This is a genomic window from Alkaliphilus sp. B6464, from assembly GCF_018141165.1.
In the GTDB taxonomy this organism is placed as follows: domain Bacteria; phylum Bacillota; class Clostridia; order Peptostreptococcales; family Natronincolaceae; genus Alkaliphilus_B.
On the sequence record NZ_CP058557.1, the window covers coordinates 2,459,760 to 2,480,404 of the forward strand.

Below are 20,645 nucleotides of genomic sequence, written 5' to 3' on the forward strand. Positions count from 1 at the left end.
TGATTATATGAATCCAAGGATAGATATATCTTTAAATAAGCTTAAACATAATACGAAAGTAATTTCTGATATGTGTAAAGAAAAAGGGATTCAAATTGCGGCAGTTACAAAGGCATTTTGTGGTGTACCAGAAATTGCCCAAGTATTTATAGATGGTGGTGCAAAATATTTAGCGGATTCACGAATAGAGAATTTAAGAAAGCTAAACAACATACCTGTGGAAAAAATAATGCTTAGACTGCCTATGATTAGTCAAGCAAAAGAAACAGCTGAATACGCAGATATTAGTTTGAACTCTGAGATTGAAACAATTATAGCTTTAAATGATGCTGCTGAAAAACTAAATAAAGTACATAGAATTATTCTAATGGTAGATTTAGGCGATTTAAGGGAAGGTATTTTTGATAATAAAGAGCTTGAGGGCGCATTATTGAAATTAAAAGATCTTAAAAACATTAAAGTTGTAGGTATAGGATCTAACTTAACTTGCTATGGTGGAGTTATCCCTAATGAAACTAATTTAGGAAAACTTGTTGAATATGGGGAAACTATCGAGCGAGTGTTGGATACCACTCTTGAGATTATTAGTGGAGGTAATTCTAGTAGTATTTACCTATTGGAGGAAGATAGAATACCTGAAAAAATTAATAATTTGCGATTAGGAGAATCCTTATTATTAGGTAGAGAAAGTGCCTATGGTAATTTTATTACTAATACGTATAATGATGTTTTTAGATTAGTGGCAGAGATCATAGAGATTAAAAATAAGCCATCTATGCCAATAGGAGAGATAGGTATGGATGCATTTGGAAATACACCTATCTTTGAAGATAAAGGTACAAGAAAAAGAGCTATTTTAGCAATAGGAAGACAAGATATAGGAAGCAATAACATTGAGCCTGTAGATGAAAAAATTGAAGTAATAGGGGCAAGTAGCGATCACTTGATTATTGATATTACTGATTGTAATATCGGGTATAAGGTTGGAGATGAAATAACCTTTAATATTGGGTATGGAGCACTTCTATCCTTAATGACAAGTGAGTATGTTCATAAAAATATAATCTCCTATTAAAATAAAAAACATAAGTATATCTAAATGATATGCTTATGTTTTTTATTTGTTTATTTTTTAATCCTTAAGACTTTAAAATAAGTAGTAGTTTAGAAATATTTCAGGTGCAGTAGTCTCAGACGACTTTTATGTAATAAAAGTAATTATCTTTAAATACTATTGTAGAAAGGGGGGAGAGTATGATAAAAAATATAGAGATTCAAGTAAAAGATGAAACTTATGAAAGGTTGAACAGAGAGTCTATTAACCATGATATGGACTTACAAAGCTATATATCAATGCTTATTGAACAAGATTACCATAACATAAGGCAGAACCACAATTATATCGAAGAAAAAGTAAAAAAACCACTTCAGAAAATACTTACTGATCTAGAAACTTCAAATACTTATAATAAAGAAAACAGTAACTTATTTAACAAAGTACTACTACTTCCTTTGAGAAAATATAATAAAGCTTTATCAAAAGAATTTAGTAGAATAATTGAGTATTATAAGAGTAGAGATTTGTATGATGAGGAAAATTTTTATTTAATTACAGATGGAAAACGCATTTTAGGATATATGGGTCTAAATATTAGTGAAGAAGATGCTCCATATGGTAGATATATATTTATTTATGCTTTAAGCTTATATAGAGAATATCAAAGTATAGGTAATCTTAAATATATTATAAATTTTGTTCAATCAATTGGAAGACAGAGCCAGTGTTATAGTATAGATATTTTGCTTGAAAATTCTAATGTTACCTATAATCAATTAAATGATTTAGGATTTTTACTTTTTACATCTACAGATATAATAAAAATTAAAGTAGAAACTGGTAAAGCTGGAGTTAGTATTTGCAATTTAAAAACAGATGATACGAATATTGAAGATATAGGGAACTTTTTACCTATATGCAGAACAGAACCTTTAAAAGCAATGATTAGCCAATGGATATCAAAAAAAGAAATGATAGAAGTGCATAGAGCTATTTATGAGGATGAAGAAGAAATAGAATTTATATATGTTAAGGAAGATAAAAGTTTTAATAAAACTATGTATAGTTGCTTTACATTACTTGTTAGACCTAAATATTTGTATGATGATAAATATATACATAAAGTTTTATCCGTCTTAGAATTAATTATTTCTGAAAATATAAATAAATATACTAGATCTATAGTTGTGATTCCAAGAACTCTTAATAAAAATGCATCTATTTATAATGAGGATGATGTATTAGATACATTAAATTGGTTAAGAAAAAATAATAGTTAAAACAATAAAGATGAAAAATTAACCGTAAAGGTAGAAATAGGTTAATTTTTCATCTTTTTACTCGAAAATATTTTAAATATTAGCAAGGATTTTTCTATATGATAACTAGTATCATCATTAAAATATAAAGTAGCTGAGCGTGCTCTTTTTGTGCGGTAAGCTGCTCTTGTAATTTAATATTTTCTTCTTGGATTTTAATTATATTATTATTTAGTGTTTCTATCTGAGTACAGTCACTTTTATTTTTTTTATCCTTAAGATCCTTAATTTCTTCTTCAAGGGTAACAATAAGATTGTCATAAGAATGAATTTCTTGTGTTTTCGATTCTATTTTTTTTTCTAATTCATTTATTTTATTTTTATATTCATCAATTTTTGATAATAATTCTTCATTTTCTTTCGAAGTTATCAAGTTAGCTTCTAGAGCCACCTGCTTATTTAAATATGGTTGTTCATCTTTAGATTTAGGTAGAAATGTACTATTAACTTGTTGGTATGTCATCATCAGTCTCACCTCCAAATCCTAAAAACTTTATATTTGGATATAGACTTCCAAAAACAACATCGCATAATATACTTTCTAGATCATTACTGGAATTTGATATATATCGATAACGCTTAAAATTAAGTTTTCTACTATCTTCATGGATAAAAGACTCAGACCAATTTTTCCCCATATCAATAGAATAACAGGAAACTATTTTACCCACCTCTGTCCAAATAGCCCATAAGATTTCTTTATAATAAACTAATGCTGGAAATGAGCAACTTGATTGATTTGATAATGAAATAGGATTCAAGTCCTCTGATTTAATGTCTAATTTATTTGTATCTATGTTTAGATATTGAACAACTAAATGTTCTTCGTCATATTTACTCCAAATAATATGCAAGGTATTATTATTATCTAATAATCCGTCTATATATATTTTTTTATCTTTAGAATGTGAGAGAATTATAGAATTATCCAACTTCCCAGTTGAAATATTTAGTTTAGTTATAAATATTTGGTCAACACCATTCACTACAGACCCATATAATATAAGGATTTCATCATCTTTGCTAAAAATTTTAAAAGGATTAAGATAAGAGTGTGAATATACTGTAGTAATATGGTTAGTTTTATAATTTTTATTATCAAAGCTTAGATGAAGCAAATATGCTTTATTCTTTTCCTTTGTATATAATAAATAATAAAATATATGAATTTGATTATTTACATACTTAATCGTTGGATACAAAATTACTTGCTCTGATACTGGATATTGTGAAATTAAATGATTTTGCCACTGTTTGTTATTATACTGACTGTAATATAAATTACCATTACTATGGAAGCTAATAATATGTATATTATCATTATCATCTATCTCTACATAAAAATTCTCGGTTAATTCTGTAATAACTACATATTTTTCTTTCCACTTACCTTTATTATCAGACACTATATATTCAATATGCTTTTGTTCATTTAAATAAAAATCAAAAATTATTCCAAGTTTATTTTTAATTATAAATTCATAACCTGGCATAAAAGCCATAATATCACTTCCTTTAAAATTTTTATTTCAATAGTATAAAAGATAAAATACCACATACATAAAGACTTTTTCATTAAAATATATGCCAAATTACAATAAAAATTACTGTTTACTAGCACCTAAATTAATCATCCTTCATATTGTACATTAAGTAGGAATTTAAATGTTTTATTTGTTCTTATGAATAATAAGTAAAAGGAGTGAAGATAATGGCAAACAATGAAGATTTAAATATTGGTGTATTACAGATAGATGAACCATGCTGTATTGCCAATACAGGTTGCTTCTTTGACGGTAATCTAGATGATGTAGTTGGCGAATGTATATTTGTAGATAAGGTATATGATTCAGCAACATTTAATTTACAAGGATTACAGGCTGGAAACAGAATACCATTTGGAACATTACCAACATCAAAATGTGGTCCAAAATCTAGAATTATAAGAGTAAGAGCTATAAGAGCTAAAAAATTTTTTAACCCTGATAATATTAATGATCCTAAAAATTTAACTATTACTCCTACAACAACCTTATCAGGTGCTCAGTTTGTTACTGATGAAAAAGGAGATCCTGTTGTTGTTCCAGGTCCTGCTGGATTACTACAGTTTCTAATTTTTGCTGATACCTCTGAGTGTGATGAAATAACTAGAGGTACTCCTGTATTCGGTTCACAGGAAATATTTATTAGAGGTACAATTGCAGTAGAAATAGATGTTGATTTTATTGACAATCAAGGAAATACACAAACTACAACCCTTAGGGGGAGAGTACCGGTAAATCAAACAGTAACTAATTTCTTTGAATTATGTATGCCTTCAGTATTTGATTCAGCGTTCTTACCTCAATTTGCGGAGTTCTGTAACATTGCATTTACTCCTAGATTAGCAACTCAAAGTATATCTAGGGATATTACGTTTAATCCACAAACAGGTGAAGTTCTTGTTAACTTAATTATTGCTTTATGTATTACTTGCGAGAAGAAGATTAAAGTTCCAGTACAATTATGCGTACTAAGTACAGGTTTCTGCGAGCAAAGCGTTAGTCCAAGACAAATTTGCCCAGATTTTCCACCATTATTCCCACCACAAGTAAACGTACCATTTATAGAGCTACGTGAAGGTGAACTACAATAAAAGAAGATATAGTCTGTTGAGAACTCAACAGACTATGATTTTTAAATATTTAACCTTTAATATTGTTCCAATAGGATTTCATGGATTGTTCAAATTTATTATTTCCGTGCTTATAATAAGTTTTATTCTCAATATTTTCAGGCATATATTGTTGTTTTACATAACTATTGGGATAATCATGTGGGTATAGATATACAGCTTTATTTTTTATAGAAGAATTTGAATGACTATCACATAGATGATAAGGTATACTTCCTACATCAAATCTATCTAAATCATCTAATGCAGCATTAATTGCTTTATAGGCAGTATTGGACTTAGGAAGAGATGCAAGCAGTATTGTAGCTTGGGATAATGGTATTCTAGCTTCTGGTAAACCCAGCTGTAGAGCGGCATCAGTGCAAGACTTTACTATAGAAATTGCCTGTGGATAAGCAAGTCCTATATCTTCAGATGCAATAACTAAAAGTCTTCTACAAATAGAAGTCAAATCTCCACTTTTAATTAATCTAGCAAGGGCATGCACACTAGCTTGTTCATCTGATCCCCTTATGCTTTTTTGAAAAAAACTAAGTAGATTATAATGCCCATCTCCATTTCTGTCATAATTAGTAATTTTACTTTGAGAGCATTCCACTGCCTTCTGTATATCTATATGTATCTCTTCAGGATTATAAATAGCATATGTATTTATTATTAGTTCTAATGTATTTAAAGATCTTCTTAGATCTCCGCCGGATACCTCTGCAATATAGTCTATTGCATTATCTTCATATGCAATTTTGATATCTAGTCGTGTTTCTTCTAGAGAAATGGCTCTTTTTAATCCTTCGATTAAATCGTAAGTATTTAATGCTTTAAATTCGATAGTAGTGCATCTACTTAGTAGAGCATTAAATATGGAAAAATTAACATTTTCGGTAGTGCTTCCAATAAGAGTTATATCTCCATTCTCTATATATTCAAGTATAGACTGTTGTTGACGTTTAGTTAAATAATGTAACTCATCAATGTATAGTAAAATGCCATTCATAGTATGTAGTGTGCCAATTTGAGATATTACATGCTTGATATCATCTATATTAGCATTAGTACCATTGATTTTGTAAAATTTTTTGTTGGAACTATTTGCTATTATATTTGCTATTGTAGTTTTACCTGTTCCAGATGGTCCAAAAAAAATCATATTAGGAATTATTTTTGACTGGACTATTCTATTTAATAATTTACCATCACCTATAATGTGATTTTGTCCTACTATTTCATTTAATTCTACAGGTCGTACTCTATCTGCTAAAGGTTTCATGGTCAACCCTCCTAAAATTTTGTAATATAATCTATTATATCATTATAATAGATTCCTTCTTAATTCTTCCCCGCTCATAGGAGATAAGTATCCTAACGGTACATCAAATACAGATATAGCACCGGTCTTGCCTTCTTGCCACAGCTTAAACACTGCTCTAGCATAGGCAACTGAAATTGATGAAGTAAATTCCGGGTTACTGTCGAGAGTAAGGCTAAACTCCATTTTTTGCTTGCTGCCTTCTCCAGTAGTTCCAGTTCGAATAACTAATCCACCATGTGGCATTTTACTATGATTTTCTTTTAATTCTTCTTCGGATATGAAAAATACAGATGTATCATAGCCATAAAAATAATTAGGCATAGTTTTAATTTCATTCTCAATTCTAGCTAAATCTGCATTCTCTTCACAACATACATAGCAGACTCGTTTATGTCCCTTATTAGTCGGTATATCTATATTTTCATAATTCATGACTTTATCTAATGCCTCCCTAATAGGTATAGTATATTGAACCCCATTTTTCACACCTTTTATTCTTTTAATTGCATCAGAATGACCTTGACTTAATCCTTCTCCCCAGAAAGTATAGCTTTTACCATGGGGTAAAATGGAGATACCTAGTAGTTTATTAAGGGAAAACAGTCCTGGGTCCCAACCTACAGATATAAGTCCTAATTTTCCTGATGATTTTGCTGATTGATTTATCTTTTCAAAGTATTCAGGAATTCTTTGATGATTATCAAAACTATCTATCGTGTTGAAGTGAGAAACTATCATAGGTCCTTGCTCATCTAGGTCCTTTGCAGAACCACCACATAGTATCATTACATCAATTTTATCCTTAAAATCTAATACTTGTGATATATGTACTACATTAGGTTTTGAATCTAGCAAATTTGGGTCTCTTCTTGTAAATATAGCAACAAGTTTCATATCAGGATTTTGGGATATTGCCAGTTCTGTCCCACGACCGAGATTTCCATAACCTACTATACCAATTCGAATTTTATTATCCATAAGACCCTCCCATAATAAATTATAATAAGTACTTTAATACTAGAATTATATCACTTTAATAGCTATTTATAATATTTTATGAATAAAAAATGCAGAAAATTGATGATGTTTTAATATATTTAAAAAAATTAGTAAGAGCATTAGAGAAATTACCCTAATGCCCTTTGACATATACAAACTATTTTTTGTTTATAAGTTGTTTTTCACCCATTTCTACTAAATCTCTTACTATTAAACCTGTATGCTTTGAAGCTAGGTGCCTAGGATCGTTTACTCCAAATTCATTTGCAATTTCCATCTTGAATTCTTCTAAAGCATGTCTAGCTTCTGGAACAAGTAGTCTCTTCTTAGACATTAAGATCATCTCCTTTGAATTTAAATACCCCTTTAAATAGTATTCGAAAACAGTGTAAGGTTATCCGTATCTAGAGAATCCAAATCATGTCAGTTAAATTAAAAATAATCCTAAAAATAATACTTTATAAAATAAAACGTCCTTAAAATGAGACGTTCTTTGTATATATAAATAGTAATGCTTCTTTCCGGAAATAAAAATTAACTAATATTATACATATATCATGAGGGTTCATCCATATTAGCCTATACTATTACTAATCTTATTTGGGTATACGATGAGGTATTTTGTTTATTCTGTACAAGGTGTTATTAAGCCTGGCCTTAATTCTAGCGCTTTATGGGAAGGCTTTATTAGCTCTCCTAATGAAACTATATTATTTCATGGGGTTGCAGTGTTTTTAACTGGATTTATTATTTATAGGGGAGTAAAAGGTGGATTAGAAGCAATTGCAAAAATAACAATACCAACTTTATTTATTTCACTTATAATTGCAGTTATATGGGCAATCTCTCAAAAAGGATCTTCTTTGTGAATATAATAATCTAATTGTTAGGGTTGCAGGATATAGTGACTACTTTAATAATTTGGATAAAGCATTACAGGATGAAATTATTGCTAGAACAGAACACTCTAATTTTTAATTAATATTCTAAGTAGACTAGATAAGTATTACGATTATAATAAATATATTATATTTTTCCTCATACGGGTCATGTTGAGACAATAGTGATGATATTAAGGGTGGAGAAATAGAGGGTTGGAAAAGCCTTATTTCAAGCTACTTGAGCGTTTCAATGATTATGATAAATGAAAAATAATATTCATCAAGGAACCCAACGGAAACATATATACAAAGGGTGCCTTGATAGTTTAGACTACAGGCTTGATGTCCGGAAAAATGATTGTTTTGGGAGCTGGTGCAAGTTGTGCAGCCATACCTAATGGTGATAAGAATGGAAAAAAGATATCTGCAATGAGTGGGTTTATTGAAAAATTAGGACTCTCTGATATCTTGTCAGAGGTTGCCATACAAACTGATTTGGATAATCTTGAAGATATTTATATGGAACTAGATAATCGCAGTAAAAAAGATACAGTATTTTGGGTCTGCTCTTGCAACAGAAAATGCTATTACTTTTCCAAATATATAAAATCTGAAGGAGTAACATTTTTTTAAAATGTTATGGAAGAATTTAGAGATAAATTGAATGATAGATGGTTAAGAAATTAAATTGTCGGATAATATGCAAACTGGTTAAATGGATATTATATTTAAACTGTAGAAAAGAAATATTTGGCATGATATACTAATTTTAGAATTTAACGAACAAATTTTATATTATCTTGTGATGGATATTAAAGAGGAGGGTATATGAAATGAAAACTATGCTGAAAATTATGGGAATGCGTAAAAACGGAATTCATGATGATACATTGCATTTGTTTCAGCACATTGTTCAAACATATAAAGGAGAAGAATGCGAAGAAAAATTTATAAAAGCGATGGAAGAACAGCTCACCAAGGAGCAACGCTTCCGGTTATACGAGCAAAATGGAAGTTGTAGAGGTACTGGGTACGATAAAGAACGCAAAGTCTTCGCACTTGAACACGCTGACAAGCCCCTTGCTGAAAGGCTTGAACTATTTTCAAATGCCTTTGGCAGAACGGCTGTTTTGAATGATGATAATACAATCACAGTCACTTTTGCCTGTAACCATGGATACTACAAGCATGCGCCAAAAGGAATGTTTCGATTTCCGGCATCAATTGAAACATATTTTGAAAGATGCGCAGGTGGGCGTTTGTATGAATACCAAAAAGCATTGGGAATAAAACTGAAGATTAAGTCAGTTGATGTGTCTCCCCTTAGCGATAATATTGTAAACCCCGTTGTATTTACTTTTGAGGTAGTGGATTAACAACACACTTACCGAACAAGCATATTAAAGTTTATCCTACCACATAGAGCAAACCAATTTCTTGAAATACTATTTATTAATTGTGATAATCAACTCAACGAAATTAATTGATTCGAGGTGAAAAATCATGTTTCACATCAGATATCCTTGTTAATTTGCAATTAATGCGAAGGCACGAAGTCCTCCCGGCTTATTTGATTCTATAATAAAATCAAAAATTTGGAGGAGATTAAATGCAAATTATAAATATGACTCAAGTAAATAAAACACAGATAATGCAAGCAGCACAAATATCAACTGACAGCCTTCCAATTGGTTGGGGCGGCATACTTGCTCCAGTGTATAACGGAAATGTCTTCGAATTACATCCCTTGGCTGTTCGAAGCAATCATCGAAATCAAGGTATTGGTAGAGCAATCGTGACAGCTCTTGAGGATGAAGCAAGAAATCAAGGTGGCTTGACAATATATTTGGGTGCTGATGATGAAATAGGCGATGGCGAAACATCCTTTGCAAATGTTGATTTATTTGATAATTTACCAGGAAAAACAAACGATTTTACTGCTGGTACTCATCAATCCGGTTTTTACTTAAAGCTCGGATATAAAATTATTGGGGTTATGCCTAATGCAAACGGAATAGGAAAATTGGATATTTATTTTGGAAAAGGACTACGATAAAGAAAAGGGGCTGTCTCAAAATGGTTTTTAAACCATTTTGAGACAGCCCCTTCCTTAATATATTGTTCCATCAAGGGGGATTCAGATCATAATGACATCTTTATTATCCTCTCAAGGCATGTATAATGATAACGCATTGTGGCCAAAACGATAAATAGAGCACTTTGAACACAATATGTTATGGTTTCAGGGGTGAAAATGGGTTAGAATTAGATTGAAAATGTCATCTGTTTAGGGTTGAAAAACAGCTAAAACATAGATGACATAGGGGTGATTTATGGAAGTCGGGGTTTTGAGAGCCTAAAAATGAATTATTACTCCTCTGTGCTTAGTGAAGAAAATCTATTTCTAGAGGAGGTTATTATGATCGGAAAATTTGAAATAAGAGATTAAGATTTAAAATATGAACAATGCTCTTTTAAAACTGAATAATACGGTATTAAAACAGAAATTCCTTATGATAATATAGAAAATATGGTATAATTTTCTTGTCAGGTAAATGGAATTAGTAGATTTATATGTAATAAAATTGATGTAACTAAGGATAATTGAATGAAAACAGCTAATGTACTTTAAAATAAGAAGATTAGTGTAATTGAAATCTTAAAATGGAAAACATTTAAGGGAAAAAATGAAAGATAACTCTACAAATCATATAAGCCCTAAAGAAAAAGAGAAAATTTATCTATGATAGATGTTGAAATTCAATAATTAGGATGAAAGGATGATATTATTGAAGATAAAGTTAGCTGGGGTACCTAGTAATTCTGGAGGATTATACACAGGAACAGAAATGACTCCTAAAATTCTTAGACAAGCAGGTATAATTGAATTATTCGAGAAACAGGGAATTGAAGTTTTAGATCTTGGGGATGTGAATATCCCTAGCTATATGCCAAGACATAATATTCCGCCTATTAGAAATTGGCCGGGACCACGTATTGTATGGGGAGAAATATATAAACAGTCAGAAAATTGGTTTGAGAATGATGACTTAGTTCTGATTTTAGGTGGCGATTGCAGTATTGTAGCAGGTACAATGCAAAGCGTATATAGGAGATATGGGGATAAAACTCACCTAGTTGTAATTGATGCTCATATTGATGTATACAAACCATCGTCAGACCGATGTATAGGCGCTGCAGGTTCTGGGTTATGGTTTCTTTTAGAATCTAATCATTTTTTTAATACGTTGAATGGATTTAGTGGTAGGAACGTTACAATTTTAGGTTATCAACAAGAGATTGAAATTAATAAAGATGTTACTATGCATAGTCTATGGGAAATTAGGGAGAAAGGAATAGAGTCAATAGCAAAAAAAGTACTTGATAGTATTCCTGAGGATAGTAGTATATTAATACACTTGGATTTAGATGCTATTGCAAAAAAAGAAATGTATGCTGTTTACTCACCTAGTGAAGAAGGTCTTTCTATTGAAGAAGTAAAGACCCTTTTAAGAGAAATTCTTGCTGATTCTAGGGTAGTGGGAATAGAGATTACTGAATTTTTTGGTTTATATGATATTGATGGGAGTCAGGCTTTAAAGTTAATTGAGTTAATTGCAGATACAATAAGAAATTAATAGTTCTGCCAAGGGACTAGTGTATTTACACGACATCTTTATTGTCACCTCAAGGCACGTTGAGAGTATAATTCATTCTGATGAGGTATTGTGGTTAAAAGGGAGAATAAGACGATTTAACCATAATATGTTATGGTTTTTGGGTAAAAAACGAGTAAAAAACACATTTTTTGGTCCTGTTTTTTAGGGGTTTTTATAGATGACATTCGGTATTTTTAAAGATGACGCCCTAAAAATGCAGATTACACAGATAGAATCTAAAGGCATCGGGGTGAAAAAATTCTGGTGCCTTTTAGCTTGGCACGACAAATTTTATTATAATAATGAAAAATAGGGTTATTAGTAGCATTCCATAGTGAAAGCTTTAGACAAAGAACAGAATTGATAAGATAAAGCGTGAATAAATTTTGTTGGTCAGATAAACAAGAATTTATCGAGCACTTTTAGGCTAAAGGTTATTTATATAATCCCATATAAAGATAAATCAGAAGTTGTGGAGGAGAAAATAAGAAACAATATAAAACCAACCAAAACGGAAAGTTATATAAGTCCGGAAGAAAAGGTGCTGTTTGATGAAATAGAAAAGGAGCTTTTTCATGAAGTAAGCCCTGGCCTTTTCATAGAAAAGAAGAACTGCCAACCATATATCCGAATGAAGCGTGCTATAAAGCCATCGCTGTTTATGTTTATGGTTTTCAATAATATGCCGAAAAGATAGGGGATGCCACAGACATTAACTATGTAAGGCGCAGTTCCACAAAAGTATGCTCTATGAAAGCATTTTAACAAACAACAAATTTGATATTGCCATTGACCTCATCCAGCGTAGCATAGATGCGGATATTCAAGATTACAATGGCATTACAGCACTCCATTATCTTGCAGGTAATATACACCAACCGAGAGCTTGCCAAGTGTTTCGTCTCATTTTAGAACAAAATCCCAACGTAAACCTTTAGAACAAAATGGGATGCTCTATCCTTTGCCTTTTGGTAGCTTATGTTGGAACAAATTCCATGGATGAAGACTGGTCTTTGGTTAAGAAGTTAGTAGAAATGAGGGCGGATAGAAGTGTTTTGCCAGAAGTTTTTCAAGAAAAATTAGAACTGATTTTAGACATGAAATAAAAATGCAAAATTCCAGTTTATTGGTGAGATTATGAGCATAATGAGAAGCTGAAATTCCAATTAATGAAGCCACAGGAAATGGATATAATCTACAGTTCATAAATGAAGATAATGCGTTGATAAATTGGAACAAGGAAATGGCAAATATGAATTTATTTGACTTAAAGACACTAAATAATATTTGTTCTTATGAAAAATCAGAAGAATAAGGGATGCAAAGCTGTTATATGAATGGATATGTATTAATAAAGATTGTATACTTTCTGTAAATTATAATGAGATTTTGCACAAATATTATAATCTCAAAATACTCAATAATTATAACTAAAAATATTAGCCATTGACATTGAGCCTCTACATATATAGTTCTAAAGCCTTACACCCAAGCCTTATAAATAAGGCTATGCCTGTGTTTGAGGCTACTATATATGCCCCTCAATGTAAATGGTTCACTTCGTCTAATATTTTACATTGTAAAATCTGTACATTTTTTATTAAGCACTCAAAATATAGTAATTGTACATTTTCAAATTATAATTTACATTTGGTACGGATAATGAACATTTAGATATATCAAGGGAACGGCATCGTGTCGATGAATTTCCCGATGACTTACATTTTTCATTCCTCAAAAAGCCAGAAAATGACGAATACATGGATGCACTGATTGGGGGTACTTTAGGAAAGGTGCTTAACGATAACTACCATAATCTGTATGAAGCTATACAAAAAACAGATAAATGCGCCGTAATCCGAGGCGAAGTTCAAAAAGACTCCGATCTACACTACATACGAAATGCGATTGGCTTTGTTCAGGCTCTTGTAGAGAAAGGTGTGATCGTCGTGCTTGATTTACAGACTTTTACGTTGTATACGCCATCAGAATGGACAAGTAAAATATTTGACCCGAAATTTGACCCGTATACTCATGTCGTGATTCTCACTTCTGAAATGGAAGATGGTTCTATTTGGCTTCATACACAAGTAATACCATCAATGGCAGCATTGGAATGTGCACTGCAATTTTTTCACTCTCAAGAAAGACCGTCATGTATTGAATGGGAGGAACTATATTTTTGTAGAGATTATGAGTAGTTACGGGAAAGGAAATGGTAAAGTATGGAACAGTGGCAGGCCCATTATTGTGATGGCAAACATAATTTGGATTGTATAATTGAAAATCATTACGGTGAGAATGACACAGAGCATCCTCTTAAAATGTGCATTGATGGCGTTACTTTCTATGGGATGGATTTTGACGATTGGGAGTTGCCTGAGAATGAAAGTGCCGCCAATATAGACAGGGCGTCACAAAAATTCTTGTTTTTCCAATATGGAAGTAAGGAGAAGGGATATAGGTATATGCTCCAATCTTATAGCTTAAGCATAAAAATACCAACATATAGTTATTCCTTGAAAAATCAGTGCAGAATTTATGCGGAATTGGAGGTTGTTTTTTCAATAGAAAGAAATGCAGAACAAACAGGTTCTTATTATCTTTTGGATGGAGAAAGGGTCCGCTCCGATAAAACTGTTTGTAGATCATTTCGCTTATTAATAGGGTCCGAAATATTTGAAGCAGAAAGCCCATCTACATTTTTTGAAACATCTTTTCTTTCCGTATGCAAACAACTAGGTGGAAAGTATTACCTATGTAATTGCTTTGGATGCTTATATTCTGATTATTCTCCTTACGGACAAAGTAATATGGGAACAATGTTATGCTTTTTTGATGTTGCAGAAAAGTATCTTAAGGTGAATGGAAAATATGGAGAGTATTTAAATGAGAACGAATGTACCATTTGGGATGTAATAGATCAGGGGCGGATTTGTCAGGAAGTTGGACTTTGCGACAAATTTGTTCCACGTGTCAACTGCTTAGGAGGATACCGCGGTTTGATATACGCATAAGCATTCGCTTCTATAGGCGAATTAAAACAAAGCTATATGAATTTGTAGGGGAGTCTATATGAATCAGCGAATGGAAAAAATTTTAGAAAGCATTAAGGAATCTACTAAGAAAATAAATATTTTGCCTGTTGATAAAAATGTTTTGAGTAATAATTTAAATTCTTTTGAAATAAATAAAGAGGGTTTACCGAAATTTGACTTGCCTGAAAGCATAGTTAATAGATACGGAAGTTTCCCCGCCGATTGCACGGAGTTCATTTCTAATATAGATAGTTTAGTAAATCAGGCTGAAACAGTTTGGTTTCTATGTTCTAAAGACTATAAAGAGCAAGACGAAGATTATTTTCGTTGGAATGTCACCAAGGAAGCACCAGTTTTCTACGACATCATTATTGTACTCTCAAGGCGTGTGGAGACGGTGGTGTTGATAGAGAGACAATAGGTTGAAATCAAAGGCTTTATAGGATTTTATGTAAAAATTGAAGTGTGTTCTATGTTCCCCTAGACTTAGGTTTGGGGGGATTTTTAATAGGGCGGTCTATTATGTACGCAAAGTTATACTTTTACACAGAAATAAATAGTATGTCAATACTTCGGTTTAATATGAATTGAAAAAAGCGGAAAAACTCTATTTTTCAATTTTGAATTTGAAAAATGGAATAAGGCCTTTTCTCTTTTTCGTGGGAGGTAAAGTCTTTCTCGAGAGATTTACAATGTTTTGCTAAGTGATATCCGCCTCTATAATGACAAATACATCCGAACTATCAGTTTCAAAATTGTTTTGCAAATAAAAAAGAAAAGTAGTAAAATTAGTTAACCAGGTTATATATTTACTAGGTTATGTAATTCTGTTTTAAGATATTAACTTTTTTGGAAGGTGATTTTATGGATAAGAAAAATAATGAAGGATATATACACGTAGTTGGAGCTAGAGAGAGAAATCTTAAAAATATTGATGTGAAAATCCCAAAGAAAAAAATAACTGTCTTTACCGGGGTTTCAGGCTCAGGGAAATCATCTCTAGTATTTGATACAATAGCTGCAGAATCACAAAGGCAACTAAATGAAACTTATTCAAGTTTTATTCGTCATCGTTTACCTCACTATGGTCAACCGAAGGTGGATGCTATTGAAAATTTATCTGTTGCAATTATTATTGATCAAAAACGTATTGGAGGAAATGCAAGATCGACTGTTGGAACAATCACAGATATATATTCATTGCTAAGGTTATTGTTTTCTCGTATAGGGAAACCATTTGTTGGTTATTCCGATATTTTTTCATTTAATAATCCTTCGGGAATGTGCTCAAAATGTGAGGGGTTAGGAAGAGTTGATATGATAGATATTGAAATGTTGTTGGATAGAAATAAATCTCTTAATGAGGGTGCAATTTTATTTCCAACTTTTGAGCCGGGAGGATGGAGGTTAAAAAGATATATTCATTCGGGATTTTTTGATAATAATAAGAAGATAAAAGATTTTACAGATGACGAACTGGAATTGCTTTTATACAAATCAGATATTAAAGTAACTACCTCTGATCCAGAATGGCCCAAAACTTCACTCTATGAAGGTCTTATTCCGAGAATTGAAAGAAGCTTCCTAAAAAAGGAAGAGGGAGAATCAGTCAAATATAAAAAAGAAATAGATAGGATTGTTGGTAAAGAAACATGTCCTGCCTGTGGTGGTACTCGATTAAATCAAACCGTTTTGCAGTGTAAAATAAACAATAAAAATATAGCAGATTGCAGTGAAATGCAAATTACTGATTTAGTAGATTTTATTCGTGCTATTAAAGACCCAAAAGCTACGACTATGGTCGTGGCTATAACCAATCGATTAGAACATTTAGTTTCAATTGGTTTAGGTTATTTAAGTTTAAATCGTGAAACATCAACTCTTTCAGGTGGTGAATCACAACGAATAAAAATGGTTCGACAGTTAGGAAGTAGTTTAACAGATATTACTTATATTTTCGACGAACCGAGCATTGGATTACATCCTCATGATGTGAATAAGATTAATGCTCTATTAAAACTTTTACGTGATAAGGGGAATACAGTTCTGATAGTCGAGCATGATCCAGATGTAATCAAAATTGCAGACTATATCATTGATATTGGACCGCAAGCTGGAATAAATGGTGGCAAAATCATGTATCAAGGTGTTTTAAATGGTTTGGCGGAATCAGACACAATTACTGGAAAATATCTATGCACTCAAACACAGTTAAAAAAGAATATCAGAAACCCAGTTGAATGGTTATCTCTGAAAGATGCAAATTTGCATAACCTAAAAAATATTAATGTAATCATCCCTAAAGGAGTTATGACGGTGGTAACTGGAGTTGCAGGTTCAGGGAAAAGTACATTAATCAATCATGTGTTACCTAAATTTTATCCTGAAACGATTTTTATTGATCAGAAGCCAATTCAAACCTCAAAGCGCTCTAATATTGCTACTTTTACGGGAATGTTTGATATAATAAGGGGGCTATTTTCAAAAGCAAATAATGTAAAACCTGCTCTATTTAGCTTTAATTCACAAGGAGCCTGTCCAAACTGTAAAGGGTTGGGAGTAACATATACAGATTTAGCATTTATGGATACGATAGTAAATACATGTGAGGTTTGTCAAGGTGATAGATTTATAGATGAAGCATTAAGTTATAAATTACGTGATAAAAATATAAGTGAAGTTTTAAACATGACAGTTGACGAAGCATTAGATTTTTTCTATGAAAAAGAAATATCAACAACATTAAAAAGGCTGGCAGATGTAGGAATAACTTATATTACACTTGGACAGCCATTAAATACTTTATCTGGTGGTGAACTGCAAAGAGTAAAGCTTGCCGATGAGGTTGAGAGTAATGGGAACATCTATGTGTTAGACGAACCGACTACGGGACTTCATATGTCAGACACATCCCAGCTTCTTAAAATTTTGGATCGTCTTGTTGAACAAGGCAGTACCGTAATTGTGATAGAACATAATTTAGATGTTATTAGTCAAGCAGATTGGATCATTGATTTAGGACCTTTTGCGGGACAGAATGGTGGTAAAGTTATGTTTGAGGGATTACCAAAGGATTTAATAAATTGCAATTCCTCTATTACAGGACAATATTTAAAGAAATATATTAAGTAAGGAGAATCTTTATGGCTAAAAAAGAATTAGAGGATTACTATATCCCTTTTCAATGTATGATTATAAGTAATATTAATCGCTTTAATATTGAGGGAATGACAACAGCCCAATATAATGTATTGGATATTTTAGATAAGCAAGGCTCTAAAACTACTAAAGAGTTAGCAGAGATTCGTGGGATTTCACAGGCTGGAATGTCTAAGTTAACAAAAAGGCTTTTGGAGAAAAAATATATTATACAAAAACGGAAGGAAGCTGATCGGCGAGCTTATGATATTCTCATTACTCCTGCTGGTAAGGATTTTCTTATAAGATCAGAAAAATTCAGAAATGAAATCATGGATTTAATTGAAGATACGTTGACAGAAGAAGAACTGTATTGCTTTATAAAACTATGCAAGAAAATTACAGATTCATATGTGGAGAAGTAATTATATGAATTTGATGACTTTAACTATCCTATATACTTTTTGGATTAGCCCATTTCTTTTGTGGTAGCACCCATCAATAATTAAATCTTTTTAATTGGAGAATAGAGGGGTACTGATGCGTAAAAATCTCTGTTTTGCATGCTAGAATTATTTTCTTACTCCAACCCATGTAGAGTGTGTATTTCAAAGGTCATTAAGTGTTGAAAAATTAGAAGCTTAAAGGGTAGCAAACTATAATAAATAATGGCTACCCCGTCAGCTTTGATTTTAATTTCTTCTATTAGTTGAGAGAATGCTTGTAAAAAGTTATTTTAGTAGTATACCTCTTCTAAAAACAAGCCATGAGGTGGAAGTGTTTTACCAGCAATTGATCTGGTTTTGGTTTTTAGTATTTCATCAATATAGGAAATTTCTTTTTCTCTTATACCGATTTCTATCAAACTGCCCATTATAATACGAATCATATTATATAGGAATCCATCTCCAATAAAGCTAAATTTCAACATATTTCCTTCTTTAACAATAGTTATTTCTTCAATGGTCCGAATAGTGGATTTATTGGTCTTTTTAACTGAAGAAAAGCCAATAAAATCATGAGTTCCAACTAGCTTTTTTGATGCCTCCTCCATTAATCCAATGTCTAGAGTTTCAATGAATTGATAACTATATTTTCGTTGAAAAGGTGATGGAATCCAATGATTCCAAATGTAATAAGTATATTTTTTGCTTTTTGCATTATATCTACTATGAAATCTTTCTGGTGCTTCTATTACTTTACTTACTACAATATCCTGTGGTAAATAATGATTAATGTATTTGTGCATTTCTTTTGTTGTCATATTAGATTTAGTTTTAAAGTTAGCTACTTGCCCTCTAGCATGGACACCTGCATCGGTTCGTCCTGACCCAATAATTTCAACGGATGAGGATACCATCTCACTGATAACACTTTCCAATTTTCCTTGAATTGTTTGATCAGAATTCTTTAACCTTTGCCAACCGCTATACTTGCTACCATCATATTCTATTATTAGCTTAATATTTCTCATAAGATCACTCCCTATTTATATATCATAACATGCTAAGGTGGATATACACCATTATATAAACTTTATTCTGTAATAAAAAGTATAATCTTATTTATACATTATTGACATAATATATAAATAAGATTATACTATAATTAGTAATCTACTAATTTACTAAATTACTAATTAGTAAAGGAAATAGGAGGAAAAGTAATGAAAATACCAACTAATTTAAAGCATAAACCAGTCATTGTATCTGATAACTATGAAAATGTTGATGGTAGGTATTCATATAATACAGATGCAAAGGGACTTTCTTTAGGATTAGCTCAATGGAATGATAGAGGTAAGGTAGATATTTCAGCTAAAGTATGGAGACATACAGGAGAAAAATGGTCAAGACAGTCTGAAGAATTACCATTACATCGAGTGCTTGACCTTGCAATTCTTGTTTGTAGAACTAAACTTCATTTTCAGGATGCCTATAGATATGAAAAATTATATGATACAGAGAACCCTGTTATAGATAGAGTAGGATTGCAGGGGGATGCCATGACAGTGGCTGTATGCACTGATAATGAAAAAATTGATGAAGATATTAAACTATTCGGCCAGGCACTCAGTGATGATGGTGAGCTTATTGGAGAACGTTTGCGTACCTTGTCAAGAATATTAAAGGATATGGGGTATTAATCCATGGACAGAAGAAAAGAATTAAAGGAACAATACAAGCAGATGAAATCAGATATGGGTATATTTATTATACGTTCTAACTCCGATCAAAAGTGTTATATCCAAACAACTCAAGATTTGAAAGGAACTATCAATGGCACCAAATTTAAATTGTCAGCTGGTAATCATCCTAACCGAGAGTTACAAAATGAATGGAATAAGTATGGTGAAGGGAACTTCACTATCGAGATACTTGAGAATCTCGAATACGAAAAAGATGAATCTAAAACCGATTATAGGGAAGATTTAGCTTTGCTACGAATGATTTGGGAAGAAAAATTATCACAAAAAAACATCGAGTTTTATAAAAAATAGAGATGTTATATTGTGCAAAAGAATGTAAATGACTGTAGATGGGTTTGTGTAAATTCGCAAACTTACTACAG

The 20,645-nt window shown here is 31.5% G+C and carries 23 protein-coding genes; 17 read left to right on the forward strand and 6 right to left on the reverse strand.

The genetic code is table 11. From position 1 onward, the window contains the following. Positions 1 to 7 precede the first annotated feature (7 nt). Both orr and HYG84_RS12300 read left to right on the forward strand, forming a co-directional pair. Positions 8 to 1,075 carry an ornithine racemase Orr gene (orr, locus tag HYG84_RS12295; protein WP_212377628.1) on the forward strand — a complete coding sequence of 356 codons (1,068 nt, stop codon included), beginning with the start codon at positions 8 to 10 and terminating at the stop codon, positions 1,073 to 1,075. 179 nt (positions 1,076 to 1,254) lie between these two features. After that, the gene (locus tag HYG84_RS12300) at positions 1,255 to 2,337 is read left to right on the forward strand and encodes a hypothetical protein (protein WP_212377630.1); all 1,083 of its coding nucleotides are present in this window, start codon (positions 1,255 to 1,257) and stop codon (positions 2,335 to 2,337) included. A 94-nt stretch (positions 2,338 to 2,431) separates the two neighbouring features. Here HYG84_RS12300 and HYG84_RS12305 read toward each other — a convergent pair whose 3' ends face one another. Together HYG84_RS12305 and HYG84_RS12310 are read right to left on the reverse strand one after the other, a co-directional pair. Then, positions 2,432 to 2,842: a hypothetical protein gene (locus HYG84_RS12305; protein ID WP_212377633.1), complete on the reverse strand. Its 411-nt coding sequence runs from the start codon at positions 2,840 to 2,842 to the stop codon at positions 2,432 to 2,434. Continuing rightward, entirely contained in the window at positions 2,820 to 3,878 is a 1,059-nt protein-coding gene (locus HYG84_RS12310; RefSeq protein WP_212377636.1) for a hypothetical protein, read from the reverse strand. Before HYG84_RS12310 ends, HYG84_RS12305 begins: the two co-directional genes overlap by 23 nt. Before the next feature lie 209 nt (positions 3,879 to 4,087). Here HYG84_RS12310 and HYG84_RS12315 point away from each other — a divergent pair, with 209 nt between their 5' ends. Next, a complete protein-coding gene (locus HYG84_RS12315) occupies positions 4,088 to 5,011 on the forward strand; it encodes a hypothetical protein (RefSeq protein WP_212377639.1) in 924 nt (307 codons plus the stop codon). Positions 5,012 to 5,060: 49 nt separating this feature from the next. Here HYG84_RS12315 and HYG84_RS12320 read toward each other — a convergent pair whose 3' ends face one another. From HYG84_RS12320 to HYG84_RS12330, 3 genes are all read right to left on the reverse strand, one after another. Next, complete coding sequence (locus HYG84_RS12320; RefSeq protein ID WP_212377642.1) at positions 5,061 to 6,317, reverse strand: replication-associated recombination protein A; 1,257 nt, start codon at positions 6,315 to 6,317, stop codon at positions 5,061 to 5,063. A gap of 42 nt (positions 6,318 to 6,359) precedes the next feature. Beyond that, complete coding sequence (locus HYG84_RS12325; RefSeq protein WP_212377646.1) at positions 6,360 to 7,337, reverse strand: diaminopimelate dehydrogenase; 978 nt, start codon at positions 7,335 to 7,337, stop codon at positions 6,360 to 6,362. A gap of 178 nt (positions 7,338 to 7,515) precedes the next feature. Next, positions 7,516 to 7,692, reverse strand: a complete 177-nt coding sequence (locus HYG84_RS12330; protein ID WP_212377649.1) for an alpha/beta-type small acid-soluble spore protein — start codon at positions 7,690 to 7,692, stop codon at positions 7,516 to 7,518. 277 nt (positions 7,693 to 7,969) lie between these two features. Between HYG84_RS12330 and HYG84_RS12335 the strand changes: the two genes are divergently transcribed. The 12 genes from HYG84_RS12335 (at position 7,970) to HYG84_RS12390 (ending at position 18,499) form a co-directional block, all read left to right on the forward strand. Then, positions 7,970 to 8,227, forward strand: a complete 258-nt coding sequence (locus HYG84_RS12335; protein WP_212377652.1) for a hypothetical protein — start codon at positions 7,970 to 7,972, stop codon at positions 8,225 to 8,227. A 354-nt stretch (positions 8,228 to 8,581) separates the two neighbouring features. Next, on the forward strand, positions 8,582 to 8,872 hold the full coding sequence (locus HYG84_RS12340) for a hypothetical protein (RefSeq protein WP_212377654.1): 291 nt from the start codon (positions 8,582 to 8,584) through the stop codon (positions 8,870 to 8,872). Positions 8,873 to 9,072: 200 nt separating this feature from the next. Continuing rightward, on the forward strand, positions 9,073 to 9,615 hold the full coding sequence (locus HYG84_RS12345) for a hypothetical protein (RefSeq protein WP_212377657.1): 543 nt from the start codon (positions 9,073 to 9,075) through the stop codon (positions 9,613 to 9,615). A 233-nt stretch (positions 9,616 to 9,848) separates the two neighbouring features. Next, complete coding sequence (locus HYG84_RS12350) at positions 9,849 to 10,295, forward strand: GNAT family N-acetyltransferase (RefSeq protein WP_212377660.1); 447 nt, start codon at positions 9,849 to 9,851, stop codon at positions 10,293 to 10,295. Positions 10,296 to 11,028: 733 nt separating this feature from the next. Further along, the gene (locus HYG84_RS12355) at positions 11,029 to 11,877 is read left to right on the forward strand and encodes an arginase family protein (RefSeq protein WP_212377663.1); all 849 of its coding nucleotides are present in this window, start codon (positions 11,029 to 11,031) and stop codon (positions 11,875 to 11,877) included. Between the two features lie 493 nt (positions 11,878 to 12,370). Beyond that, the gene (locus HYG84_RS12360; protein ID WP_212377666.1) at positions 12,371 to 12,595 is read left to right on the forward strand and encodes a hypothetical protein; all 225 of its coding nucleotides are present in this window, start codon (positions 12,371 to 12,373) and stop codon (positions 12,593 to 12,595) included. 271 nt (positions 12,596 to 12,866) lie between these two features. Next, positions 12,867 to 13,004 (forward strand): hypothetical protein, encoded by a 138-nt coding sequence (locus tag HYG84_RS12365; protein ID WP_212377668.1) that lies wholly within the window; start codon positions 12,867 to 12,869, stop codon positions 13,002 to 13,004. 654 nt (positions 13,005 to 13,658) lie between these two features. Beyond that, a complete protein-coding gene (locus HYG84_RS12370) occupies positions 13,659 to 14,099 on the forward strand; it encodes a hypothetical protein (RefSeq protein WP_212377670.1) in 441 nt (146 codons plus the stop codon). A gap of 24 nt (positions 14,100 to 14,123) precedes the next feature. Then, positions 14,124 to 14,915: a DUF6304 family protein gene (locus HYG84_RS12375; protein ID WP_212377671.1), complete on the forward strand. Its 792-nt coding sequence runs from the start codon at positions 14,124 to 14,126 to the stop codon at positions 14,913 to 14,915. A gap of 58 nt (positions 14,916 to 14,973) precedes the next feature. Then, a complete protein-coding gene (locus HYG84_RS12380) occupies positions 14,974 to 15,357 on the forward strand; it encodes a hypothetical protein (protein ID WP_212377673.1) in 384 nt (127 codons plus the stop codon). A gap of 443 nt (positions 15,358 to 15,800) precedes the next feature. Continuing rightward, positions 15,801 to 18,068 (forward strand): ATP-binding cassette domain-containing protein, encoded by a 2,268-nt coding sequence (locus tag HYG84_RS12385; RefSeq protein WP_212377675.1) that lies wholly within the window; start codon positions 15,801 to 15,803, stop codon positions 18,066 to 18,068. An 11-nt stretch (positions 18,069 to 18,079) separates the two neighbouring features. Then, complete coding sequence (locus HYG84_RS12390) at positions 18,080 to 18,499, forward strand: MarR family winged helix-turn-helix transcriptional regulator (protein WP_212377677.1); 420 nt, start codon at positions 18,080 to 18,082, stop codon at positions 18,497 to 18,499. A 311-nt stretch (positions 18,500 to 18,810) separates the two neighbouring features. Here HYG84_RS12390 and truA read toward each other — a convergent pair whose 3' ends face one another. Next, the gene (gene truA, locus HYG84_RS12395) at positions 18,811 to 19,548 is read right to left on the reverse strand and encodes a tRNA pseudouridine(38-40) synthase TruA (protein ID WP_212377679.1); all 738 of its coding nucleotides are present in this window, start codon (positions 19,546 to 19,548) and stop codon (positions 18,811 to 18,813) included. Between the two features lie 192 nt (positions 19,549 to 19,740). Here truA and HYG84_RS12400 point away from each other — a divergent pair, with 192 nt between their 5' ends. Together HYG84_RS12400 and HYG84_RS12405 are read left to right on the forward strand one after the other, a co-directional pair. Further along, positions 19,741 to 20,220 carry a DUF6530 family protein gene (locus HYG84_RS12400; protein ID WP_212377681.1) on the forward strand — a complete coding sequence of 160 codons (480 nt, stop codon included), beginning with the start codon at positions 19,741 to 19,743 and terminating at the stop codon, positions 20,218 to 20,220. A 3-nt stretch (positions 20,221 to 20,223) separates the two neighbouring features. Beyond that, positions 20,224 to 20,574 (forward strand): GIY-YIG nuclease family protein, encoded by a 351-nt coding sequence (locus tag HYG84_RS12405; protein WP_212377683.1) that lies wholly within the window; start codon positions 20,224 to 20,226, stop codon positions 20,572 to 20,574. Positions 20,575 to 20,645 lie beyond the last annotated feature (71 nt).